Source organism: Pandoraea sp. B-6 (assembly GCF_000282835.1).
Taxonomy (GTDB): domain Bacteria; phylum Pseudomonadota; class Gammaproteobacteria; order Burkholderiales; family Burkholderiaceae; genus Pandoraea; species Pandoraea cepalis.
The window spans coordinates 1-19,387 of the sequence record NZ_AKXS01000316.1; the positions used below are offsets into that span (position 1 = coordinate 1).

General features: G+C 57.9%; 18 protein-coding genes and 4 pseudogenes. 13 read left to right on the forward strand and 9 right to left on the reverse strand.

Going from position 1 to position 19,387, the window contains the following annotated elements; translation table 11 throughout:
* The 6 genes from A985_RS0102825 to A985_RS0102850 all read right to left on the reverse strand — a co-directional run.
* On the reverse strand, window positions 1-844 hold an 844-nt coding region (locus A985_RS0102825; RefSeq protein WP_017231915.1), incomplete at its 3' end, for an IS5 family transposase.
* A gap of 206 nt (window positions 845-1,050) precedes the next feature.
* Complete coding sequence (locus tag A985_RS0102830; RefSeq protein ID WP_017231916.1) at window positions 1,051-1,830, reverse strand: ABC transporter ATP-binding protein; 780 nt, start codon at window positions 1,828-1,830, stop codon at window positions 1,051-1,053.
* Between the two features lie 9 nt (window positions 1,831-1,839).
* The gene (locus tag A985_RS0102835) at window positions 1,840-2,652 is read right to left on the reverse strand and encodes an ABC transporter permease (RefSeq protein ID WP_026131595.1); all 813 of its coding nucleotides are present in this window, start codon (window positions 2,650-2,652) and stop codon (window positions 1,840-1,842) included.
* A 10-nt stretch (window positions 2,653-2,662) separates the two neighbouring features.
* Window positions 2,663-3,661 carry an ABC transporter substrate-binding protein gene (locus A985_RS0102840; protein ID WP_017231918.1) on the reverse strand — a complete coding sequence of 333 codons (999 nt, stop codon included), beginning with the start codon at window positions 3,659-3,661 and terminating at the stop codon, window positions 2,663-2,665.
* Between the two features lie 133 nt (window positions 3,662-3,794).
* Window positions 3,795-5,603, reverse strand: a complete 1,809-nt coding sequence (locus A985_RS0102845) for a thiamine pyrophosphate-binding protein (RefSeq protein WP_017231919.1) — start codon at window positions 5,601-5,603, stop codon at window positions 3,795-3,797.
* A 22-nt stretch (window positions 5,604-5,625) separates the two neighbouring features.
* A complete protein-coding gene (locus A985_RS0102850) occupies window positions 5,626-7,113 on the reverse strand; it encodes an aldehyde dehydrogenase family protein (protein ID WP_017231920.1) in 1,488 nt (495 codons plus the stop codon).
* 442 nt (window positions 7,114-7,555) lie between these two features.
* Here A985_RS0102850 and A985_RS23935 point away from each other — a divergent pair.
* Both A985_RS23935 and A985_RS28860 read left to right on the forward strand, forming a co-directional pair.
* A pseudogene (locus A985_RS23935) lies at window positions 7,556-7,802 on the forward strand (transposase); the annotation flags it as partial.
* An 81-nt stretch (window positions 7,803-7,883) separates the two neighbouring features.
* A pseudogene (locus A985_RS28860) lies at window positions 7,884-8,228 on the forward strand (transposase); the annotation flags it as partial.
* A gap of 5 nt (window positions 8,229-8,233) precedes the next feature.
* Here the strand turns inward: A985_RS28860 and A985_RS27310 are convergent.
* Complete coding sequence (locus tag A985_RS27310) at window positions 8,234-8,818, reverse strand: IclR family transcriptional regulator (RefSeq protein WP_232424497.1); 585 nt, start codon at window positions 8,816-8,818, stop codon at window positions 8,234-8,236.
* A 30-nt stretch (window positions 8,819-8,848) separates the two neighbouring features.
* Window positions 8,849-8,998 (reverse strand): annotated as a pseudogene (locus tag A985_RS29750) (helix-turn-helix domain-containing protein); the annotation flags it as partial.
* A 348-nt stretch (window positions 8,999-9,346) separates the two neighbouring features.
* On the opposite strand from A985_RS29750, the gene A985_RS23945 reads away from it, so the two are divergent.
* The 6 genes and pseudogenes from A985_RS23945 to A985_RS29755 form a co-directional block, all read left to right on the forward strand.
* Window positions 9,347-9,655: a DUF485 domain-containing protein gene (locus tag A985_RS23945; protein ID WP_017231923.1), complete on the forward strand. Its 309-nt coding sequence runs from the start codon at window positions 9,347-9,349 to the stop codon at window positions 9,653-9,655.
* 1 nt (window position 9,656) lies between these two features.
* The gene (locus A985_RS0102870; protein ID WP_017231924.1) at window positions 9,657-11,201 is read left to right on the forward strand and encodes a cation acetate symporter; all 1,545 of its coding nucleotides are present in this window, start codon (window positions 9,657-9,659) and stop codon (window positions 11,199-11,201) included.
* Window positions 11,202-11,927, forward strand: coding sequence for a hypothetical protein (locus A985_RS0102875; protein WP_017231925.1), 726 nt, complete (start codon window positions 11,202-11,204; stop codon window positions 11,925-11,927). It abuts the gene before it with no gap.
* Between the two features lie 68 nt (window positions 11,928-11,995).
* Window positions 11,996-12,517 carry a cupin domain-containing protein gene (locus A985_RS0102880; protein ID WP_026131596.1) on the forward strand — a complete coding sequence of 174 codons (522 nt, stop codon included), beginning with the start codon at window positions 11,996-11,998 and terminating at the stop codon, window positions 12,515-12,517.
* 80 nt (window positions 12,518-12,597) lie between these two features.
* Window positions 12,598-13,482, forward strand: a complete 885-nt coding sequence (locus tag A985_RS0102885; protein ID WP_026131597.1) for an amidohydrolase family protein — start codon at window positions 12,598-12,600, stop codon at window positions 13,480-13,482.
* Between the two features lie 482 nt (window positions 13,483-13,964).
* Window positions 13,965-14,024: pseudogene (locus A985_RS29755) on the forward strand (SEC-C metal-binding domain-containing protein); the annotation flags it as partial.
* Between the two features lie 581 nt (window positions 14,025-14,605).
* On the opposite strand, the gene A985_RS0102895 reads toward A985_RS29755, so the two are convergent.
* Complete coding sequence (locus A985_RS0102895) at window positions 14,606-15,325, reverse strand: response regulator (protein WP_017231929.1); 720 nt, start codon at window positions 15,323-15,325, stop codon at window positions 14,606-14,608.
* 234 nt (window positions 15,326-15,559) lie between these two features.
* Between A985_RS0102895 and A985_RS0102900 the strand changes: the two genes are divergently transcribed.
* Genes A985_RS0102900 through A985_RS0102920 form a run of 5 tightly spaced genes read left to right on the forward strand, consistent with a single transcriptional unit; the run spans window position 15,560 to window position 19,381 of the window.
* Window positions 15,560-16,198, forward strand: a complete 639-nt coding sequence (locus tag A985_RS0102900) for an energy transducer TonB (protein ID WP_017231930.1) — start codon at window positions 15,560-15,562, stop codon at window positions 16,196-16,198.
* A 53-nt stretch (window positions 16,199-16,251) separates the two neighbouring features.
* Window positions 16,252-17,073, forward strand: a complete 822-nt coding sequence (locus A985_RS0102905) for a MotA/TolQ/ExbB proton channel family protein (protein ID WP_039829778.1) — start codon at window positions 16,252-16,254, stop codon at window positions 17,071-17,073.
* A 4-nt stretch (window positions 17,074-17,077) separates the two neighbouring features.
* Window positions 17,078-17,512 carry a biopolymer transporter ExbD gene (locus A985_RS0102910; RefSeq protein WP_026131600.1) on the forward strand — a complete coding sequence of 145 codons (435 nt, stop codon included), beginning with the start codon at window positions 17,078-17,080 and terminating at the stop codon, window positions 17,510-17,512.
* A gap of 31 nt (window positions 17,513-17,543) precedes the next feature.
* The gene (locus A985_RS0102915) at window positions 17,544-17,972 is read left to right on the forward strand and encodes a biopolymer transporter ExbD (protein WP_017231933.1); all 429 of its coding nucleotides are present in this window, start codon (window positions 17,544-17,546) and stop codon (window positions 17,970-17,972) included.
* Between the two features lie 56 nt (window positions 17,973-18,028).
* Window positions 18,029-19,381 (forward strand): MFS transporter, encoded by a 1,353-nt coding sequence (locus A985_RS0102920; protein ID WP_017231934.1) that lies wholly within the window; start codon window positions 18,029-18,031, stop codon window positions 19,379-19,381.
* The last annotated feature ends 6 nt before the right edge of the window (window positions 19,382-19,387 follow it).

Sequence of the window (19,387 nt, forward strand, 5' to 3'; positions counted from 1 at the left end):
CGGTTAAGCGGGGGGAGGTCAATCCCGCTGTGTCGTAATTTTTGTCGGCACCCACCGTAATCGGCCTATCGGCAAGGCGCGCCGCATCGGCGAGCATGTCGGCTGCTGCGTCGCGTTCGGCCGTACCGTTGGCCTGCGTCACCTGCGCGTTGACCACCAGTCCGTGCCGGTTGTCCGTAAGCACGTGCCCCATATAGCAAAGTATCGCGCCGGTGTTGCGACTCTTGCGGAACAACTTCGCCTGGCTATCGCTGCTCGATTCATGCGTCTCGTTGCTGCGCTTCTCGCCGTGCCAATCCTCGCGCTGGCGAACACCGCCCCCAGGCGGCGTATCGTCATCGGACTTGCTCTTTCGCACGAAGCTTTTATGGCCCGCCCACGCCTGAATCAACGTGCCGTCGACGCTGAAGTGCTCGCCCGAGAGATGACCGCGTGCATGCGCCGTCTCCACCGTCTCGTTGAACAAGCCCACGATGACATCGTGCACGAGCAGTCGGTCGCGGTTCTTGCTGAACGTCGAGTGGTCCCACACCGCATCGTCCATCGCCAAGCCGACAAACCAACGAAACAGCATGTTGTAGGAGATTTGCTCCATCAGCATGCGCTCGCTGCGAATCGAATACAGCACTTGCAGCAACAGCGCGCGAATCAGCTTCTCGGGCGCGATGCTCGGCCTGCCGCCTTTTGCATCGCTCTCGTACATGCGCGCAAACACGCCGTCCATGCGCTTGAGAGCGTCGTTCAACCAGAGGCGAATCGGTCGCAGCGGGTGATTGGCCGGCACGAAGTCGTCGAGCTTCGCCATCGTGAACATCGTCTCGGTGTAGCCGTCCGCTCCGCGCATCCCTTCGCTCTCAGTGTTGGTCGATTCCTTCGTTCAACGTATACCCCTCACGCTCCGATGACGTCTGCGGGAGGTATTTCAACAGCCTGCTAGACACTGAAGATGATGACCCCGGCCGAGGCTTTTGCTTTAGCCGCCTGACCTGAGCAAGTTCTGCTGGGTCATTACAGGATCATATTAGACTTGGCGGATGGTGACGCAGCCGGTCATTCGGTGGTTGCATCCATAAATTCCTTCATGGTGCGCTCGAAGACGGAAAGCACCTCCGACTCCACGTCATGCATCTCGGGGCTTCCATACTCACGTGGTCTTGGAAGGTCAATTTTTATAATCGACGCGATTCTAGTCGGTTTAGGCGTATAGACAACAATGCGGTCCGCCAGATAGCAAGCTTCGATGATGTCGTGGGTGACAAAGACGACTGTCCTGCGTCGCTTGGTCCACGTCGCAACTAGCTCGGCACGTAGCTTTCGCGCGGTAATTTCGTCGAGTGCCCCAAACGGTTCATCCATCAAAAGAAGGCCGGGGTCACGCACGTAAGCGCGTGCAATACCGACGCGATGTTGCATGCCACCAGAGATTTGGTGAGGATAGAAGCGTTCATAGCCAGTCAGATTGACCAACTCAAGTACGGAGTCGATCTTGAGTTGTTCGTCCGGCACTTCTCGTCCGGTCTCTGCTCGCAGCGCGAACCGCAGGTTGTCTTCCACCGTGCGCCAGGGCATTAGACGCGGCTGTTGGAATACATAGCCGTAGTTCGGCCTCTTCTTGGTGACGGGCATTCCGTCGACCATCACGTTTCCGTCCGTTGGCTTGAGGAAGCCGGAGATACAGTTAAGCGTGACAGATTTTCCGGAGCCGGATGGACCGAGCAGGCATATGAACTCCCCTTCGTTGATCGTCAGGTCAACGTTGTCGAGAATCGTAATGGGACCGCTCGGTGTTTCGAACGCCTTGGTCAGGCCGGAGATAATGATATTACTCATGGCGAAAGTTCACGATTTCTTCCAGCGGTTTGCCAGCCGTGCAATCGGCGCAATTACTAGCCAGTCGGTTAGCAGCATCAGGACTACAAGCCAGACAGTCCACGCGAAAACCTCATTTGTGCGGTTGAACTCCCACCCCACATAGAGGTTGTAGCCAATACCGCCGCCGCTAGCTCCTCCGGCGAACAACTCAGCCAGAACAACGATTTTCCAGCAAACAGCCACCATTGTTCTCGATCCGCTCACCAGATAGGGCGTAAGACTTGGCAGAGTAATATGTCGGAATGTCATGAACGAATTTGCTCGCACGGACACACCCATCTCGATCAGTTGCTGATCGACCTGCTGAAGTCCTGCGGCGACGTTGAACGCGATGATCGTGAACCCGGCAATGAAAATCGTGAAGATCACGGACGCTTGCGTGAGACCGAACCATATCATTGACATCAAGGCCCAGACGACGTACGGAACTGTCTGAGCGAAGTTCAACAACGGCCCGAAGAAGGATTCGTACTTTTTCAGAGCGAATCCTGCAAGGGTACCAATGACAAGGGAGGCGAAGGCACCGGCAGCGACGGACTTAACGGTAGCAAATGTCGCACTCCAAAGAATACCATCGCTTGCAAAACCAGCGATGTCTTGAAAGACGTGAGGGAGTGAAGGAAACACATACGCCGGTTGAGATAATGAGAAAAGCTGCCAACCGATCAGTAGAAAAGCAAATGCCGCTGCACTGGCGATAAGCCGGTTTCGTTGTGCGCGACGCAGACTGCGCCGATAGGATGCACTCGGTACGGCGGCCGGTGATATTGCCACTTTCATGATGATTCCCTCAGGGCATTATCCAAAAGTCAGATGCGTTGATCTGGCGTGGAACCTGCTTGATTTCGTAAAGATGATCGTAATAAACCTGCACCTGCTTGAGAAATACCGGGTCGTTCTGATCTGTGATGTAGTCGCCCGCGTACGGTTTAAGGAGCGCTTCAACCTGTGATGGCGACGCCTTCAATGCTGGGACGGATTCGGACAGCGCCGCCGAAGCGTAAGGAAGGTTAGTCGGGAGGTTGCGCGCCTCGGTTTCCAAGATGGTCAGGAATTTTTTGACAGCAGGTTTATTGGCCTCGTAGAAGTCTTTGCGTGCCGTCACGTTGAGCGCGAACAGCGTCGTGCCGTAGCGACGGCGGTAGAGAGAATCTGGACGAAAGAGTTCTTTTGCGGCGCCTGAGCTAATCGCCTGGCTGAGATACGGCTCATAAAGCGTTGCGCCCGCGATTGACCCGTTTTGTAGCGCTGCGATTAGCCCAGCTGGGGGCAGCACGGATACCTTAACGTCTCGCATCAGATCGACATTTTCGATCTTGAAGGCAAGGTAGGTCGCGCCGAAGTTCGTTCCTGCCAGGGAAACGACGCCGTAAGGCTTGCCTTTAAAGTCCGCCGGGCCTTGGGCTGTAGACGTTGGCTTGACTACCACCGCCCAAAAGTCAGCAGGTTGAATTGCCTTCAGAACAACGAGTGGAACACCGGCTGCAAACAGCTGTGCTGCTTCGACGCCACCGGCATTGATGTCAAGATCAATCGCTTTACCTTTGAAGGCATCATATTTCTGGCTCGATTGAACAAACGGCTGGGGTTGCACGTCGAGGCCGGCTTGCTTGAACAGCCCTTTTTTCTGAGCGCTGAAAAGCGCTGCAGAGGCGATATCTGTGGTTATCGTGTATCCCACGCGTATAGTTTGGTTCTCAGCAAACGCGCCGGGACTCGCACCCAGAACAGCTGTTACCAAAAGAAGCGCTCGAGCCCATCGCGGGCAGAAGGCTGAAGTTTTGCGCATCTGAGTCTCCGTGGTTGTATTCATTCGGCTTTTAGGTCTTTGTTGAAAAAATTAGACGTCTATCTATATCGTGGACTATAAATCAACTTGAGGCTAGTGCACGAAGGTCGGTACAAATACCTAGTAGTCCAGATCAGCTGGTGGATGTCGCTGATTCGGTCATGCCTCGGCTCATGGATGGGGCGTAGCCGGGAGCAACATAAACGTCGAGAAACACTGCGTGGCCGGCATTCACGTCCCGAACCGCCTGTTCGATGGCCAGCTCCAGCTGTTCCATCGCTTTTACCGGGCCTGATGCGATAAATCCTTGGGCGCGCGCTATCGCGGCGAGGTCGATCGGCGGCGAGCTGATGCGCTGGCCAATCCACTTGTTTTCGACGGGTCTGTCACGCTCGAGCGCAACTCGTTCCTGATGGACTTCGTCGTTGTAGAAGGACTGGTTGTTTGCGGCGATGATCAGCATCGGAACTTTCAGCTGGGCAGCGGACCAGAGGGCCGAGTTTCCCATCAGGAAGTCGCCGTCGCCGATGATGGCCACGGGAAGGCGTCCGGTGTCTGACAGCGCCAGCGCGGAACCGACTGCCATGCCGGGGCCCGAGCCGATGCCGGCGCCGCCGTCGTATCCGAGGTAGTCAAGCGGTGAGGTGAACTGCCAGAGCTCCCCGCTCCAGCCCAAAGGCAGGCGGATGAGGGTCACCTGCGAGTCGTCTGTTGCCCTGCGAAGGGCGGAGGCGAGTCCCGCCATTGAAATCGTCTGCGGGTCTTCTGTTGATGTGGCTTGAGCGGGCCGGGTCGTTGCAACGCGCTCTGCGGTCCGCTCATGTTGCAGATTGGCCAGCAGTTCCCGCACGACGACGCCGACATCCGATGCGATGGGCAGATCGACGGGCGGTAAGCCCTGGTGGTCATAGCTCCAGGAGTTGTGGAGTGTGTGGTCGAGCGACACGGAAATGACGGTGGCCTGTACCTGCCCATCAGGCCACGCAGCCTTGAGCGTTCCGCTCAGGTCGACCCAGTCGAGCGAGATGACCACGTCTGCGGCTCTCAATGCTTCGGCTGCAGGACCATTGACGAAGAAGGCGGGGGCGAAAGGGTGTTGTGCGTGATCGGTCGGGAAGCTCGCGGCCGTCTTCAGGTCGGTCAGGACGGTTGCGCCGAGCCGCTCTGCCAAGGCGATGCGTTCCTTCCACTCCACTGTGTCCCTGGAGACCCGGCCGACCAGCATGACAGGCTTCTGGGCGGACTCGAGTGCTTCGACGGCGCGCTCGATGTCCATCGGGCGAGGATGGGGTGCTCCAGGCGGTGCGAAGCGGCTGGCGTCCGGGACAAGCGGCGGTTTCGGCAGCCGAGCCTCCTGGACCGTGACATCGAGGCAGACATAGACAGGGGCGCAAGGGGCGGTGCGCGTGATCTGGAATGCCCGCAGGATGGCCTCGAAGCTGGCGTCGACAGAAAGCGGCTGATTGTCCCACTTCACGAAGGGCCTGACTAGTGCGCCGGTATCTTGCGAGGTGTGGATCCAGTCTATCCACGGTCGGCGTTTGGCGGCGTCGACGGGGCCGTGGGCGCCCAGAATGAGCATCGGCACGCGATCGCACCAGGCGTTGTAGATTGCCATGCTCGCGTGCATCAGTCCCACATTGCTGTGCAGGGCGACGGCGAGCGGGCGTCCTGTGACCTTCGCATATCCGTGCGCAATTGCCACTGCGTGTTCCTCGTGCAGGCAGAGCAGCATCTGCGGGGAGACATTCCCGGTGTGGTTAACGATGCTGTCATGCAGGCCGCGAAAGCTGGAGCCTGGATTGAGGCAGAGATAGGGGATGTGAAAGGCGCGGAGGAGTTCAGCAATACCGTCACTCCCCCAATATTTGTCGCTTTCATCGTGTTGCGGCATTTCTGAACGGTGGAGGGGCGCTTCGATAGCGTCTTTGGAAGTGTTCATCTGTGGTGATGTAGAGAATCAATCAGAGCTGGACATTGACGCTTTTAACGGCGGTGAAATCTAGTAATTCATCAAGGCATTCCTCACGGCCAAGCCCTGAGTTCTTCGCTCCGCCGAACGGCACGCCGAGGTAGTGGCGACTGGTCTGGTTGATCCAGATGTAGCCCGCCTGCACGCAGGATGCGCAGCGATGTGCAGTTTTGAGCGACTGCGTCCAGATTGAAGCCGTCAGGCCAAATTCGGTGCCATTGACAGCGTCGAGCAGAGCACTTTCGTCGTCCCATCGGAACACGGCCATGACCGGACCAAAGATCTCTTCCCGCGCGATGCGCATTGCGGGTGTCACTTCCGAGAAAATCGTTGGTTCGATGTAGAAGCCGGACTGCAGACGTGGATCGTCAGGCGCCTTTCCGCCGGTCACCAGCCGCGCGCCTTCGCGCTTCGCGGATTCGATGAAGGACATGACCTCGTCGCGGCGCGCAGCCGAAATCATGGGCCCCATCGTGGTCGCCGGATCAGTCGGTGGCCCGGGGATGTGGCGCTTGCGCAGTTCATCGGCCACCCGCTCGAGTATCTCGTCATGAATCGATGCATGGAGAAAGACGCGGCTGGTCGAGCCGCAGGACTGCCCGGCCCAGGTGAAATTCATGCCGCGCATGATTCCCGACACGAGCGCGTCGCGATCGGCATCCGGAAAGGCAATCAGCGCGTTCTTGCCTCCCAGTTCAAGCAATGCGGGCTTGATCGTTTCAGCGGCACTGCGCAGAATCGCACGACCGGTCGGGACGCTGCCAATGAGGGTGACTTTCTTGACCAGCGGGTGTGAAGCGAGCACCTGACCGCATTCCTTGCCACCGGGCAGGATGTTCAGAACCCCTGGCGGAAATACATCCTGGAGTACTTCAGCAAGCCGCAGGCAGGAAAGGGGGGCCTGCACGGGGGGCTTGACGATGACGGTGTTGCCTGCCGCGAGTGGGGCCGCAATCTTTCCCGCCGCGAACATCAGCGGATGGTTGTATGCGACGATTCTGGCGACGACGCCGATCGGTTCCCTGATGGTGTAGTGCAGACTGTCGTCGCTTACGGGAATCGTTTCTCCCTTGAGCATCGGGGCGATCCCGGCGAAGTAGTCGAGAGAGTCGGCCGCGACCTGTGCATCGACGAGCATCTCTGCGACGGGATTGCCGGTGTCGATAGCATCGATGAGGGCGAATTCGCGCGCATGAGCGCGCAACCTCCTCGCTGCCTCATGCATCATCGCTTGGCGTTGCTTCATTGGCAGACTGCGCCATGCCGGCCAGGCCGCGTGTGCTGCCTCGATGGCGGCCTCGGTATCTGTCCGCTGAGCCTGTGCGACCGTCGCGATACTGGTGCCGTTCGAAGGATCGATGGAGTCCTCGTATTGACCTTCAACTGGGCGATGCCACTCTCCACCATAGAACAGGTCCCGTGCCTTCGGTAGGGGAAGTGCTTCGGCTTCTTCGAGGCGCGCTGTATTGCAGTTGGACACTATCGTCTCCTATTTGGGGCGTGACTTGAGTGCTGAAATGCGGGGCTATCTTCAGCATCGTAGACAGCTCACGGTGCGATTCTCGTGACGCGTGGGGTCTCTGCGTCAAAACTAGAAGCGCTCTGTTCGGCGGAACGCCGCTTGTATTTTCCCGAACTGCTAGCCTCACAGCTGGGTCGTCTCGCGCCGTCGGACAATCGGCATGTGAATCTATGCCTGGACTGCTTACCGACTGCGTTGGATGTCATTAGAGGTCTAATTATTGATTAGAGTACGTGCGTTGCATTGAGTTGGCAACTACGGGTTTGTACCAGCCGCCTCAAAGGCAGAGATCGTCAGCTTTCGTGGTGTATCTAGTTGTCTGACGAGACAGGCATAATGGACCGGCCAGTCTTTCGTAGACATCTTCGAGCCATAATTTATGGCAACCGAGTAGGTCGGCATGAGTGGCAAGCGGTCCACGTACGCGTTCAAGATCGAGGAAGTCAAACCGGTAACCGAACGGGGGTCATTCCGTGGCGGATGTGGCGCAGCGGCAGGGCATCACGACCCACAGCCTTTTCGCCTGGAAACTGAAGTTCGGCAGGCCCGACGCTTTGCGGAAGGCGGAGCTGGATCAGAGCGCCGAGGTTCGGCGACTGAAGGCCGAGCTCAAGCGCATGACCGAGGAGCGCGACATTCTAAAAAAAGCCGCGGCGGATTCAACCGGTCGTTGCAACACCTGTAATCGAAGAGGTCGAGTGTTTATGAAACTCTGGCCGGTCCAATGTCCTGCGGTCATTCAAGTCGGTAACGGGCCAGAGTTCGTCCGCAAGGCGCTGGACGCCTGGGCCCACGAGCACGGCGTGCGGCTTCAGTTCATCCGTCCGGGAAAGCCAGTCGAGAATGCGCACATCGAGAGCTTCAACGGGCACTTGCGCGAAGAATGTTTGAATCAGCACGCGTTCCGAAGCCTTGACGACGCGCGCAAACGCATTGAGGCATAGCGCAACGATTACAACACTGTGCGCCCGCACAGCGCCCTCGGGCAACTGGCGCCGGACCAATTCCGGCAATTGCATCAACCTCAAATCAGCAACGTCACTAACTTACGATTGGTGTACTCCGCGGGGTAAGGTCATCACCGCCGATGCTGATACAACGGTCCTTCGATTCGCTCTACAAGCGACCGCGCTCCACTCTTGAGAATTTCCACGTGGTATTCACGATCATCGACTGAGACCATGCTCGTTGGGAACGCGTTACCGATCGCTGCTGCCACTTGGCCCGAGTGGGTGATGACAGGAACTGCAAGCGCGCCCATACCCGGTACCCGTTCGCCGTCCGACGACGCATACCCGCGTCTGAACACCTGTTCGAGTTCATGCCGAAGCTGTTCTCGATTGGTGATGGTCCGGCTCGTTATCCGCTCCAGTGTCGTTTCCTGCAGCATTCGCTCACGTACGTCAGGTGGAGCGAAAGCGGCAAGTACTTTCCCCGCAGCCGTTGCGTGAAATGGAAAGTACGAACCGAACGCTGAAGACAGGTCAACGGGGACCGGGCCAGCAATTCCGAGCAGATAAAGAGGCTTCAGATGATCAAGAATTGAAAGGGTGGTATTGAAACCGCTTCGATCAACGATACCTCGCAAAATCGGAATGGCATGCTTCGTCAGCGGATGGGACTGGACGAATCTGGACCCGACTACATAGGCGGGCAGGCCCACGGAGTACCTCCGGGTCTTGGGATCCTGGTAAAGCCATCCTGCTCGTCCAAACGTGCTCAAGATTCGGGACACTTGGCTTCGTGGAAGCTGGCAATGTTCCGCAATTTCGCTTACCGATCGCTGTCCCGCGCCGTCGGCGAACAGGTCCAGGATGCGCAGTGCTGTGGCTACCGTTTTCATGTCGTGTTGCAAATATTGCAATGATTGTCTATGCGGAGCCAATAATCTCCCAGAAAATCGGACAGTATGGGTCTCTGTTACGGGAAAATACCAATAGGAATCAATCAGATCGATTGCAAATAAAGCAACTTTTGAAATTCCCTCGCGCCAATTGCAGTTGCGATGCCAGAATCAACTCACTCGGTTTGACATGAATCAAATGTAAGGTGGCCTGAGCCGCATGGGATCGGCAGCTAGGCGACCGTCCGACATTAATAATTAGATTTCTAATAATAAATGCCTGCTTAATGGCATGCGGACCCTTCGGGGCGGTAGCCCATCAAATAAGTTCTGCTAACAGGAGACGATATGCAGATCACTACATCTTCAGCTGCGGCGCTTCCAACGCCTGAAACGCTGCAATCGATTGGTCGTCGTCACCAGCATGTTGCCCTTGGGTTGACGGTGCTGATGCTGACTGCTTACTTTATTTTTATCCTGTCAATCGCTTTTTTCAAGGATGCCCTGTCTGTACAGATTGTGCCTGGACTTTCGTTTGCCATTCTCGCTGGAGTAGCCGCCGTCGTGTTTGCTCTTGTTCTCACATTCGGCTATGTCACATGGGTTAACCGTGTACATGATGTGGCGGTGCACCGGTTGGCAAAAGGAGGCCGTTGAAATGCAAGCGAACTTTGCAGGCGGTCGCGCTAACGCAGTATCGGTTGTTCTCTTCGTTCTCTTTCTAGTCTCTACTCTCGCCATCACCTGGTGGGCATCGAGGCGCACCAGGACTGCAGAGCAGTTCTTTGCAGCAGGGCGAAGTATCGGACCATTTCAGAATGGAATTGCATTAGCTGGCGACTTCGTCGCTGCGGCAGGCTTTCTTGGAATATCCGGTCTTGTCTCCCTTGCTGGCTTTGATGGCCTCATTTATGCGATCGGCGGCGTCATGGGTTGGCCCGTCATGCTGTTCCTCTTTGGCGAGCCACTGCGCAATCTCGGAAAGTATTCGTTCGGAGACGTTCTCGCGTACCGCCTCGACTCGCCTAGGATCCGCATCATTACTGGCGTCACCACACTCGGAATTACCATTTGCTATCTGGTGATGCAGATGGTCGGCGCTGGAGATTTAATCCACCTCCTTTTTGGAATGGACTACGACATCGCGATCTGGATCATTGGTGGATTTATGCTTGTCTACGTCATCTTTGGTGGCATGCTGGCGACGACCTGGGTCCAGATTATCAAGGCAGTATTGATGTCGTTCGCTGCGGTCGGGATGACCGTCATGGCCCTTTCATATTTTGGCTTTAATCCAGTGAACCTTCTCGCGTCCGCCGGTGCACAGCACGGTGCTGCGGTCCTATCGCCGGGGCGGTTGATTTCAAACCCGCTGGACGCTGTATCGGTTGCCCTCGCACTTGCCTTGGGCGTGGCAAGTTTGCCCCATGTGCTCATGCGGTTCTTCACAGTCCCGGATGGGCGCGCCGCGCGCAAGTCTCTCGTCTACGCGACGACGATCATCAGCGTGTTTCTCATGTTGACGTTTATTCTCGGCTTTGCGGCAATGCAACTGGTGGGCGCGACCGCAATACGGGCCATGGACAAGGGGGGCAATATGGCTATACCGCTACTCGCCGAGAAGCTCGGCGGCGTCTCGTTCCTCGGCTTTGTCTCGGCGGTATCGTTTGCAACGATTCTGGCGGTCGTGTCGGGTTTGCTAATTACCGGGGCGACAGCAGTCGCCCATGATCTCTACGGTACGGTTGTCAGGAAGGGCCGCAGCACTCAGCGGGAAACCCTGCTGGTGGCACGTGTTTCTACCGTCTTACTTGCACTTGTCGCCATTGTGCTTGGTCTCGTACTGAGAGGCCAGAATGTGGCTTTCCTTGTCGGGCTCGCGACTGCGGTAGCGGCCGCTGCAAATTTCCCGGCGATCTTTCTGGCGATCTACTGGAAGCGCTACACGGCTGCGGGAGCTGTGTGCGGCATGCTGGTCGGCCTCGTGGCAAGCCTGCTATTTATCTATTTCTCGCCAACCATCCAGGTGGATGTGCTGAAGCACGCCACCGCACCTTTTGCAATGCGTAATCCGGCCCTCGTCTGCGTGCCGCTAAGTTTCCTGGTCAGTGTCGTTGTTTCGCTTATGACCCAGCATCAGAACGACCACGAGCGGTATGAAGAAATCGAAGAGCGCGTCCTTCTCGGTATCCGGGAGGCGTGAATGACAATTGACTCGATCGCATACGGAAAACGTGCCCGGCTAGGCGTGCTGTTGCCCTCGGGCAATATCGCGGCTGAAGCGGAACTCCGGGCAATTCTGCCCTATGACGTAGGTATCCACGTAACGCGGCTACCGCTCAAAGGTAGCAGCCGCGAAGAGTTGCTCGGGATGACAGAGGGGGTCGAGCACGCGGCGGCGTTGCTGGCTGACACGGAGCCGTCACTGATTGTATTCCATTGCACAGCTGTTTCCACCTGGGACCCAGCCATGGATAGCAGGCTGTGTCAGCGTATTGGCACTTGTACAGCAACGCAGGCGGCGACTACCGCACAAGCGATCATTAACGCGTTGCGTGCTCTGAATGCGAAAAAGGTGGTGCTGATTACGCCCTACGTGGATGAAATTAACGAGCGGGAAGTGCGGTTTCTCTCTCATTTCGGCATCGAGACTTTGTCAGTTCAGGCATTGGGTTTTTCCCATCCGCAGGAAATGTATGCCGTCGCGCCTGGCACATGGCTGGACTTGGCCATCAATGCGAAGCACGAGGATGCGGATGCATATTTCATCAGCTGTACAGCGATTCGTACGCTACCCGTTATTGCAGAAATTGAGCGGGTTCTCGCGCGACCTGTGATTACCAGCAACCAGGTAATGGCCTGGTACGCGCTGCGTCTATGTGGCATAGGCGACGGCCATGTTCGCGCGGGCCAGTTGTTTTCCTTATGACCGCATTCTGAGCGATCTCTCATCGGCAGACTCAGGATATTTACCCAGCTTTTTGAGGAGGACACATCATGTCAGCAGCAGTTTCAGGTGTGGAGTTTGCACCCATTGCCAATAGCGCGAAGGAATGGAGGGAGGCGATGGCGGAAATGGCCAAACGCAAGACGCCAAGCTTTTTCCATATCCGTGCAAAGCTTCCGCGGCAAGGGCGGACAAATCAGGTGCTGGGAGCTTCTCCGTACATGAACGTGGTTCTTAAGACCTATGCGAGCGGCGGCGAGAACGAAATTCACGCCCACACAAACGAAGATCACGTCTTCGTCGTGCTGCAGGGAGGTGCGACATTCTTTGGACCCCGTGGGGAAACAAAGCGTGTTGGGCGTAACGACTGCGTGCTCGTACCGGCAGGTGCTCTCTATTCGTTTCACGCCGACGAGGATGAGCCTCTTGTGATGCTGCGTGTAGGTGCAGCTATCGACCCTGAGTCGGACGTTCTCGCGCGAATCGATGAACACGGGCAGCCGTTCGATGGCTATTCGGAAAAAAACAAGGAGGTATCCGTCATTCTCGACGAGTCGCGAATTTTCGATTAGTGCGCAGGAAACAACCTTGTTCCTGTTGCATCCTGTCACCCGCAGTCTGCCTGCGGGTGCATTCCATGGAGACACCGCCAATGATTGAGCTTTGCCAGCCGCCGGATCCTTCGCCGCGCACGCCGGTACTGAAATGCCCCCCGGGAGCCACGGACTGCCATGTACATGTATATGGCCCTGTGGCCCGGTATCCAGTGGCGAGCACACGTGCGTTTGACGTTCCGGACGCGCTCCCGTCGACACTGAATGAACTCCTCGACACGTTGGGAATTGATCGAGTGGTCTTGGTTCAGCCCAGTGGGTACGGCACGGATAACCGGCGGCATCTTGATGCCTTGTCTGAGGCCGGGCGTCCGGCGCGAATGATCGCTTCGCTTAGAGCCGACGTCAGTGATGCGGAACTCGAGCGTCTAAACAGCGCAGGTGTAAGGGGAATACGCTACACAATCGGTCATGCGGGAGCCGCTCCGCTTGAGGAAATGCCCGAAATGGCTAGACGCATTGCCTCGCTGGGATGGCACGTCCAGCTGCACGTAATGAGTGATTGCGGACGCGACCCGTTGGCGGAAATGCAAGGCGCGCTTAGTTCGCTCCCGGTCGACGTGGTACTCGATCATGTCGGGTCGGTTCGACCGTCTGGAGGTATCAATCAGCCGACCTTCAAGGCGCTGCTTGGGTTGCTTGAGACCGGGCGTTGCTGGGTAAAACTCTCTGCGGCATATCGGGTAGCCGAGGCTCCGCCCTACGCGGAAATGAAGCCGTTTGTCGATGCAATGCTGGAGGTTAATCCGGACCGTCTGCTTTGGGGAAGCGACTGGCCGCACGTCGCGTTCAAAGGTAAGATGCCCAATACCGCCGACCTCCTTGATCAGATGTTGACGTGGGTGCCAGATGAATTGATGCGCACGCGGATTCTTGTCGAAAACCCGGCGCGCCTCTATGGGTTCGAAGAGGCTGCACGGTAATCCGCTAAGGCTTGGTCTACGGACGCCGCCAACCACGCGATTTACAGAAACCAGTGGAACCTATGACGGTGTTACCCGCACAGAGAAGGTGCTGATTTATTGAGCGGAAGTGCTGCCTTGCAGGATACGGATGGGGGAAGTCTTGCTGCCGCTATTGATGTTGTGAATATTGCATCTTTCCCCATCGAACGGACGTGGCGGCCACCGGCCATCGACAAAGTGGAATGATACGGTCGGGAGGTTCGGCTGGGTGACATCAGATCGGGGCATATCCGGAATCGTAGAGCCCCGTGATTGGACCAGTACGTTCAGTCGGCACTGTCTGCGTCTTCCTAAATCGTTGTCGACCATGGCATCTCAGGCTTATATGTCGCTCGCGCATTGGACCGTGAAGGTCATCGGAATAGGCGTCGAGGCCCCGAATTTTTCGGGAGGCGAGGTCGCCGCGTTCAGCGAATCCAGCAACGTCGTAAAGGACCGGGCGCAATGATCCATGCCCCTGCGGCTCGGGCAATAAGTTCAAGAAGTGTCACGGGCGATAGCGCTACTCGTCGCACCGACTGCTACGAGGCGCCTTCGCGGCCTCGTCACGGATGTGACCGGCCGATCTAATGGGGCGAATTCGACAACTCGGATGTTGCTGATGGGATGAAATCGGCCTTAGTGGGTTGAGGCAAAGCCGGCACAGAAGAGCTGGCGGGCCAGCCGGAATAGGCGACAGTGGCAATCCCTTTTTTGTCGGCCATGCGATCAAATAATTTCGGTACAAGCCCGGTACACCCATAACGTTCGCCGTCGTCCTGAAAATTACGCTAACTTATTGACACGTAAATACTTTTCGATGTTTCTGCTTACGGTTGCCTTCCCTTGATTTTCCTGGGCATCGACAGTTAGCTGCAAACTCATAATCCCTTGGTCGCTGGTTCGAACCCAGCACGGCCTACCAAAGAAGTAAAAAAGCCCCTGACGGTGACGTCAGGGGCTTTTTGTTTTGCGCGATGTCACTGCGATGCGCCCGCGGCGTAATCCCGGAAGATCCTACAGGGACAGGGACAGGGACAGTGACCGGTGGCGAAGGCATAGTTCTACGTGCCGACGTTCAATGCACGTATCGCACTACAACCTACCCCTCCATATCTGATCGTGCGCGAACGTCAAGCATGTAGCCTTCTCCGCGTATCGTCCGTAGCAACCTTGGCTCCTTGATGTCCTCTCGCAACTTTTGCCGCAGCCTTGATATCTGTACGTCGATGCTGCGATCAAATGCATCGATCGACTTCCCTCGGGCCGTATCCATCAAATACTCACGACTCAGCACGCGCCCGGGTGCGGAAAGAAATGCGTTCAGCAGTCTGAATTCCGCGTTCGAGAGCGGAATGACGGTGTTGTCGGGCGCAATGAGATGGCGACCGATCAAACTCAGGCGCCATCCCGCGAATCGCCGCTCGTCCTTTGGCTCAGGTGTCGACCTCGTTTGCGCTCGGGTACGACGAAGAATGGTTTGAATTCGTGCCACCAACTCGCGCGGCTCAAACGGCTTTACGACATAGTCATCGGCACCGAGTTCGAGGCCAACAATTCGGTCGGTCATTTCGCCGCGCGCGGTGAGCATGATGATGGGAATTTCCGACGACGTGCGCAATTCTCTGCATAGCGTAAGGCCGTCGCTGTCCGGAAGCATCAAATCGAGTACGACGATGTCGATATCGTTGTGCTCGAGCACGTCGTGCATCTCCTCGCCGCTGGCGGCCTGCATACAGGTCATGCCAAAGCCGGCAAGGCACTCGCAAAGCAGACTACGTATCTGTGCATCGTCGTCGACTACAAGTACGCGCGTTGCCATGGTCATGTTCCTCTCTTGGTCTCTCGCCAGGTCGAATCGAATCCCCCGATTTCCGGATTATCCGCGACAAACGTGCCGACAATCTTGCGCAATTGTTGCAGTCTCGAAACATTCAGTGCCCGTGCACCGCATCTCCTATGTATCAAACCCGATACAAAGTCGAGATGAAACAGAAATACCCGAGCCGTAACGTGACTCCACACAAGACATATGCAAGCAGGAGCCACGTAGTCCATGAATTACGCCCAACCCAAACCGCCCGCGCGGCGACTGCTCGGAATCGGCGTTGCACTGCTCGTGCACGCAGTCATTCTGTATGCCTTGCTCAGTGGGCTGGCAACCCGTGTCGCGACGATCATCCAGGCACCCATTGAGACACGAATCATCGAGGAGATCAAACCTCCCCCCCCTCCGCCACCGCCCCCTCCGGTAAAGAAGATCGCGCCGCCTCCACGCCCCGTGGTCCAACCGAAGGCTTACGTGCCGCCGCCTGAAGTTCAGGTACCGGCAGCGCCACAACCCAATGCGATTGCCGTTCAATCCGACAAGCCCGTCGCCACGACACCGGTGGCGCCACCTGCGCCTCCCGTAAGCAAGCCGGTGGCGGGCAACGTCGGCGTCGTTTGCCCGAACTCCGCGCAAGTCCGGGCCGCCATCCGGTACCCGCGCGAAGCGCTTCGCGACAACATCACGGGCAACGTGCTCGTCGAGTTTGTTGTCGGGACCGACGGGCAGATCAAACAGCTTCGTGTCGCCCGATCGGCTGCCCCGGCGCTGGACCGAGCGGCTGAGAACGCGGTCCGGCAGTTTCATTGCGTCGCGCAGGGCCAGGAGGTACGCGTTCAGGTTCCGTTCGATTTTCAACTCAATTGAGGCTGTCCTCGGCAGCCCATATGCAACCCTGCATTCACGTCAAGGAGACGATCATGTTTCAGTTCCAATCTCGTGCCAAAACGCGTGCGCGCGGCTCGGCGGTCTCGATGGCCGTCGTATCGATGATCGCGGCGTTCCCCTCGCTCAACGCCCATGCGGCCTCGACGGTGACCAACCCGTACGGGCTGCAAGCCCTGTGGGAAGGCGGCGATATGATCGCTCGCGGAACCCTGCTCATTCTCGTGGTCATGTCCATGGGGAGTTGGTACATCATCGTCGCCAAACTGCTCGAACAGGCGAAGGTCCTGCGTCGGGCGCGCGCCGCGGAAACGAAGTTCTGGAACGCCGCTTCCCTGTCCGAAGGCGTCCGGTCACTCGATGTGGAAAGCCCGTTTCGCTACATTGCCGAAACCGGACTATCGGCCCGTGATCATCACAAGGGGGCAATGCTTGACCAGGCCGATTTGAATACCTGGGTCGCGAGCGCCATCGAACGTGCCATGACCGGCGTATCGAATCGGCTCCAGGATGGGTTGTCCTTCTTGGGTACCGTCGGTTCGACGGCCCCCTTCGTCGGACTTTTCGGTACCGTTTGGGGCATTTATCACGCGCTTACCGCCATCGGTATCGCTGGGCAAGCGTCCATCGACAAGGTTGCAGGGCCTGTGGGCGAGGCGTTGATCATGACGGCCATCGGCCTGGCCGTCGCCGTGCCCGCCGTGCTCGGATACAACTGGCTTGTCCGTCGCAACAAGGCCGTCATGGAGCGCGTGCGTGATTTCGGAAGTGAACTGCACAACGTGCTGCTCACCGGAAAAACGACAGCGTCCGCCGTCGTGGCGACCCGCACCTCGCAAGTCGCTCGCGTGGGGTGATGCCATGGCAATGACCGTACCTGGCGGGAGTGGCGGGGCAGAGCACGACGAGGTCATGGCGACCATCAACACGACGCCGCTGGTCGACGTGATGCTGGTCCTACTCATCATCTTCCTGATCACCATTCCTGTGGTCTCGCACACCGTTCCCGTCACTCTGCCGAAGGAAGCGGTTCAACCCCTGCAGACCACGCCTCAGAACGTTGTCCTCGCCGTCACGCGAGACGGTGAGGTCTATTGGGACGAGCGACGCATTCCCGATGCGTCAACGTTGCTGGAGAAACTCAAGACGGTCGCCGTATTGACACCCCAACCCGAAGTGCAGATTCGCGGCGACCTCGATGCTCGCTACGCCGCGATCGGACGCGTTGTCCTGGCATGCCAGCGTGCAGGCATCGCCAAGGTCGACTTCATTACGGAAGCGCCACCGCGCCAATAGCGCTCGACGCGCACCACATCAGGAGACTGCCATGGCAATGACCATGCCATCGGGCGCTGGCGAGAACAGCGACATTTTGGTGGAGATCAACACGACACCACTCATCGACGTCATGTTGGTGCTTCTGATCATGTTGATTCTCACCATCCCGATCCAGACGCATGCCGTAAAACTCGACATGCCCACGCCCTCCAACGCCGCCCCCACGATCCCGCCGCTCGTCGTGCAGATCGACGTCGATGCGAGCGGTGTCGTCGCATGGAACGGCTTGCCGCTCAGCGACCGTGGTCAATTGGAAACCCATCTCACCGAAGCCGCGACGTCAACGCCGCCGACGGAGCTGCACCTGCGTGCCGACGCGCAAGCCCCCTATCGGTCGGTCGCCATGGTCATGGCGTCCGCGCAACGGCTGGGGGTGACACGCATTGGACTGGTTGGCAACGAGCGCTTCGCAAAATGACACCTTGTCTCCCTGCCAGTGTCCTCGCGCGCTGACGCACTAAAACTGGACTTCCAATGTTCGATTCGAATACCGAAATTCCGCCGTATGCAACGACGGCACGCCGCGAAGGATATGCGCGTGTCGGGGCGTGGCTAGGGCTTTTGGCCCTCGTCATCGTGACCTTCTTCGCCAACGTTGATCGCCAGATGCTGGTGCTGTTGGCCGAACTCATCCGCACAGAGTTCGGCCTTGCCGACATTCAGGTGGGGCTTTTGCAAGGTGCCGGTATCGCGCTGTTTGCCGGTGCGGCGGCCATACCGATCGGATGGCTCGCGGACCGAGTGGACCGCCGTGTCATTCTGGCGCTTTGCATCCTTCTCTGGAGCGCCGCGACTGCCGCTTGCGGTTTGGCGACCGGATTCTGGACACTCTTCATCGCATCGATCGGCCTGGGCATCGGCGAAGCGGGACTCATGCCGATTATCTACGGCTTGCTTCCCGACCTTTTCCCCGCACGTCAGCGCATCCTCGCCAACTCCGTCTTTGCCCTGGTCAATCTATTGAGCGCCGGTGCAGGCATGGCACTTGGCGGGTTGCTGATCCAGGGGATCGACACGATGCATGGCGCATTACCGTTCCATCTGGGAAGCGTGTCCACGTGGCGTATTGCATTCTTCGCCGTCGCGGTACCTGCGCCGTTGCTGGTGCTGATCGTCGCGCTGATCCGACCGCGCTACGCGCATTCGGACATCAAGGGCGCGACGGACAACGCGCTGGCACCCGGACTCGCGGCTCGGGAATACTTCCGCCGGGAGATGCCGATGATGATCCGCTTCTTTGGTGCGATCGCATTGGTCAACATGGCCTTCGCGGGCATTACGAGCTGGATGCCGGTCGTTGCCGTCCGCTTCTTTGGCGCAACGCCGGCAACGGCCGGCGCCGGACTGGGCGGCGCCGCGATGATCGGTAGCGTCATCGGATGCTTTCTCGGCTGGCTGCTCGCTCGCCGCCTTGGCACACGACTCGGCGTGCTCGCCCCGCTGCGCGTATGCGAGTGGGGCGCCCTCGGGGCCTGCGTCGTCAGCCTCGGCTATTTGATCGCGCCATCCGTGTCGTATGTCTACGTCCTGTTCGGCGCCCAGTTCATGTGCGTCGTGGCGGGCATGATCATGTTTCCCGGCTTGATGCAGAGCATTTGCCCGCCGTATCTGCGATCGAGAGTGGCGGCCATCGGGGTCCTGGCAACGGTGCTGATGCAGTCCGGCAGTCCTGTGGCCATCGGCCTGATATCGGATCACCTGCACCGCACCGCCTCTGGTCTGATATGGGCCATCGTTGCCGTGGCGCTGTCCGGATTCATCGTGGCCTGTCTCCTAATGCGCAGTGCGGCCAATGCCGTACGCCTTGCCATCGAACGCTACGCCTGAGATCAA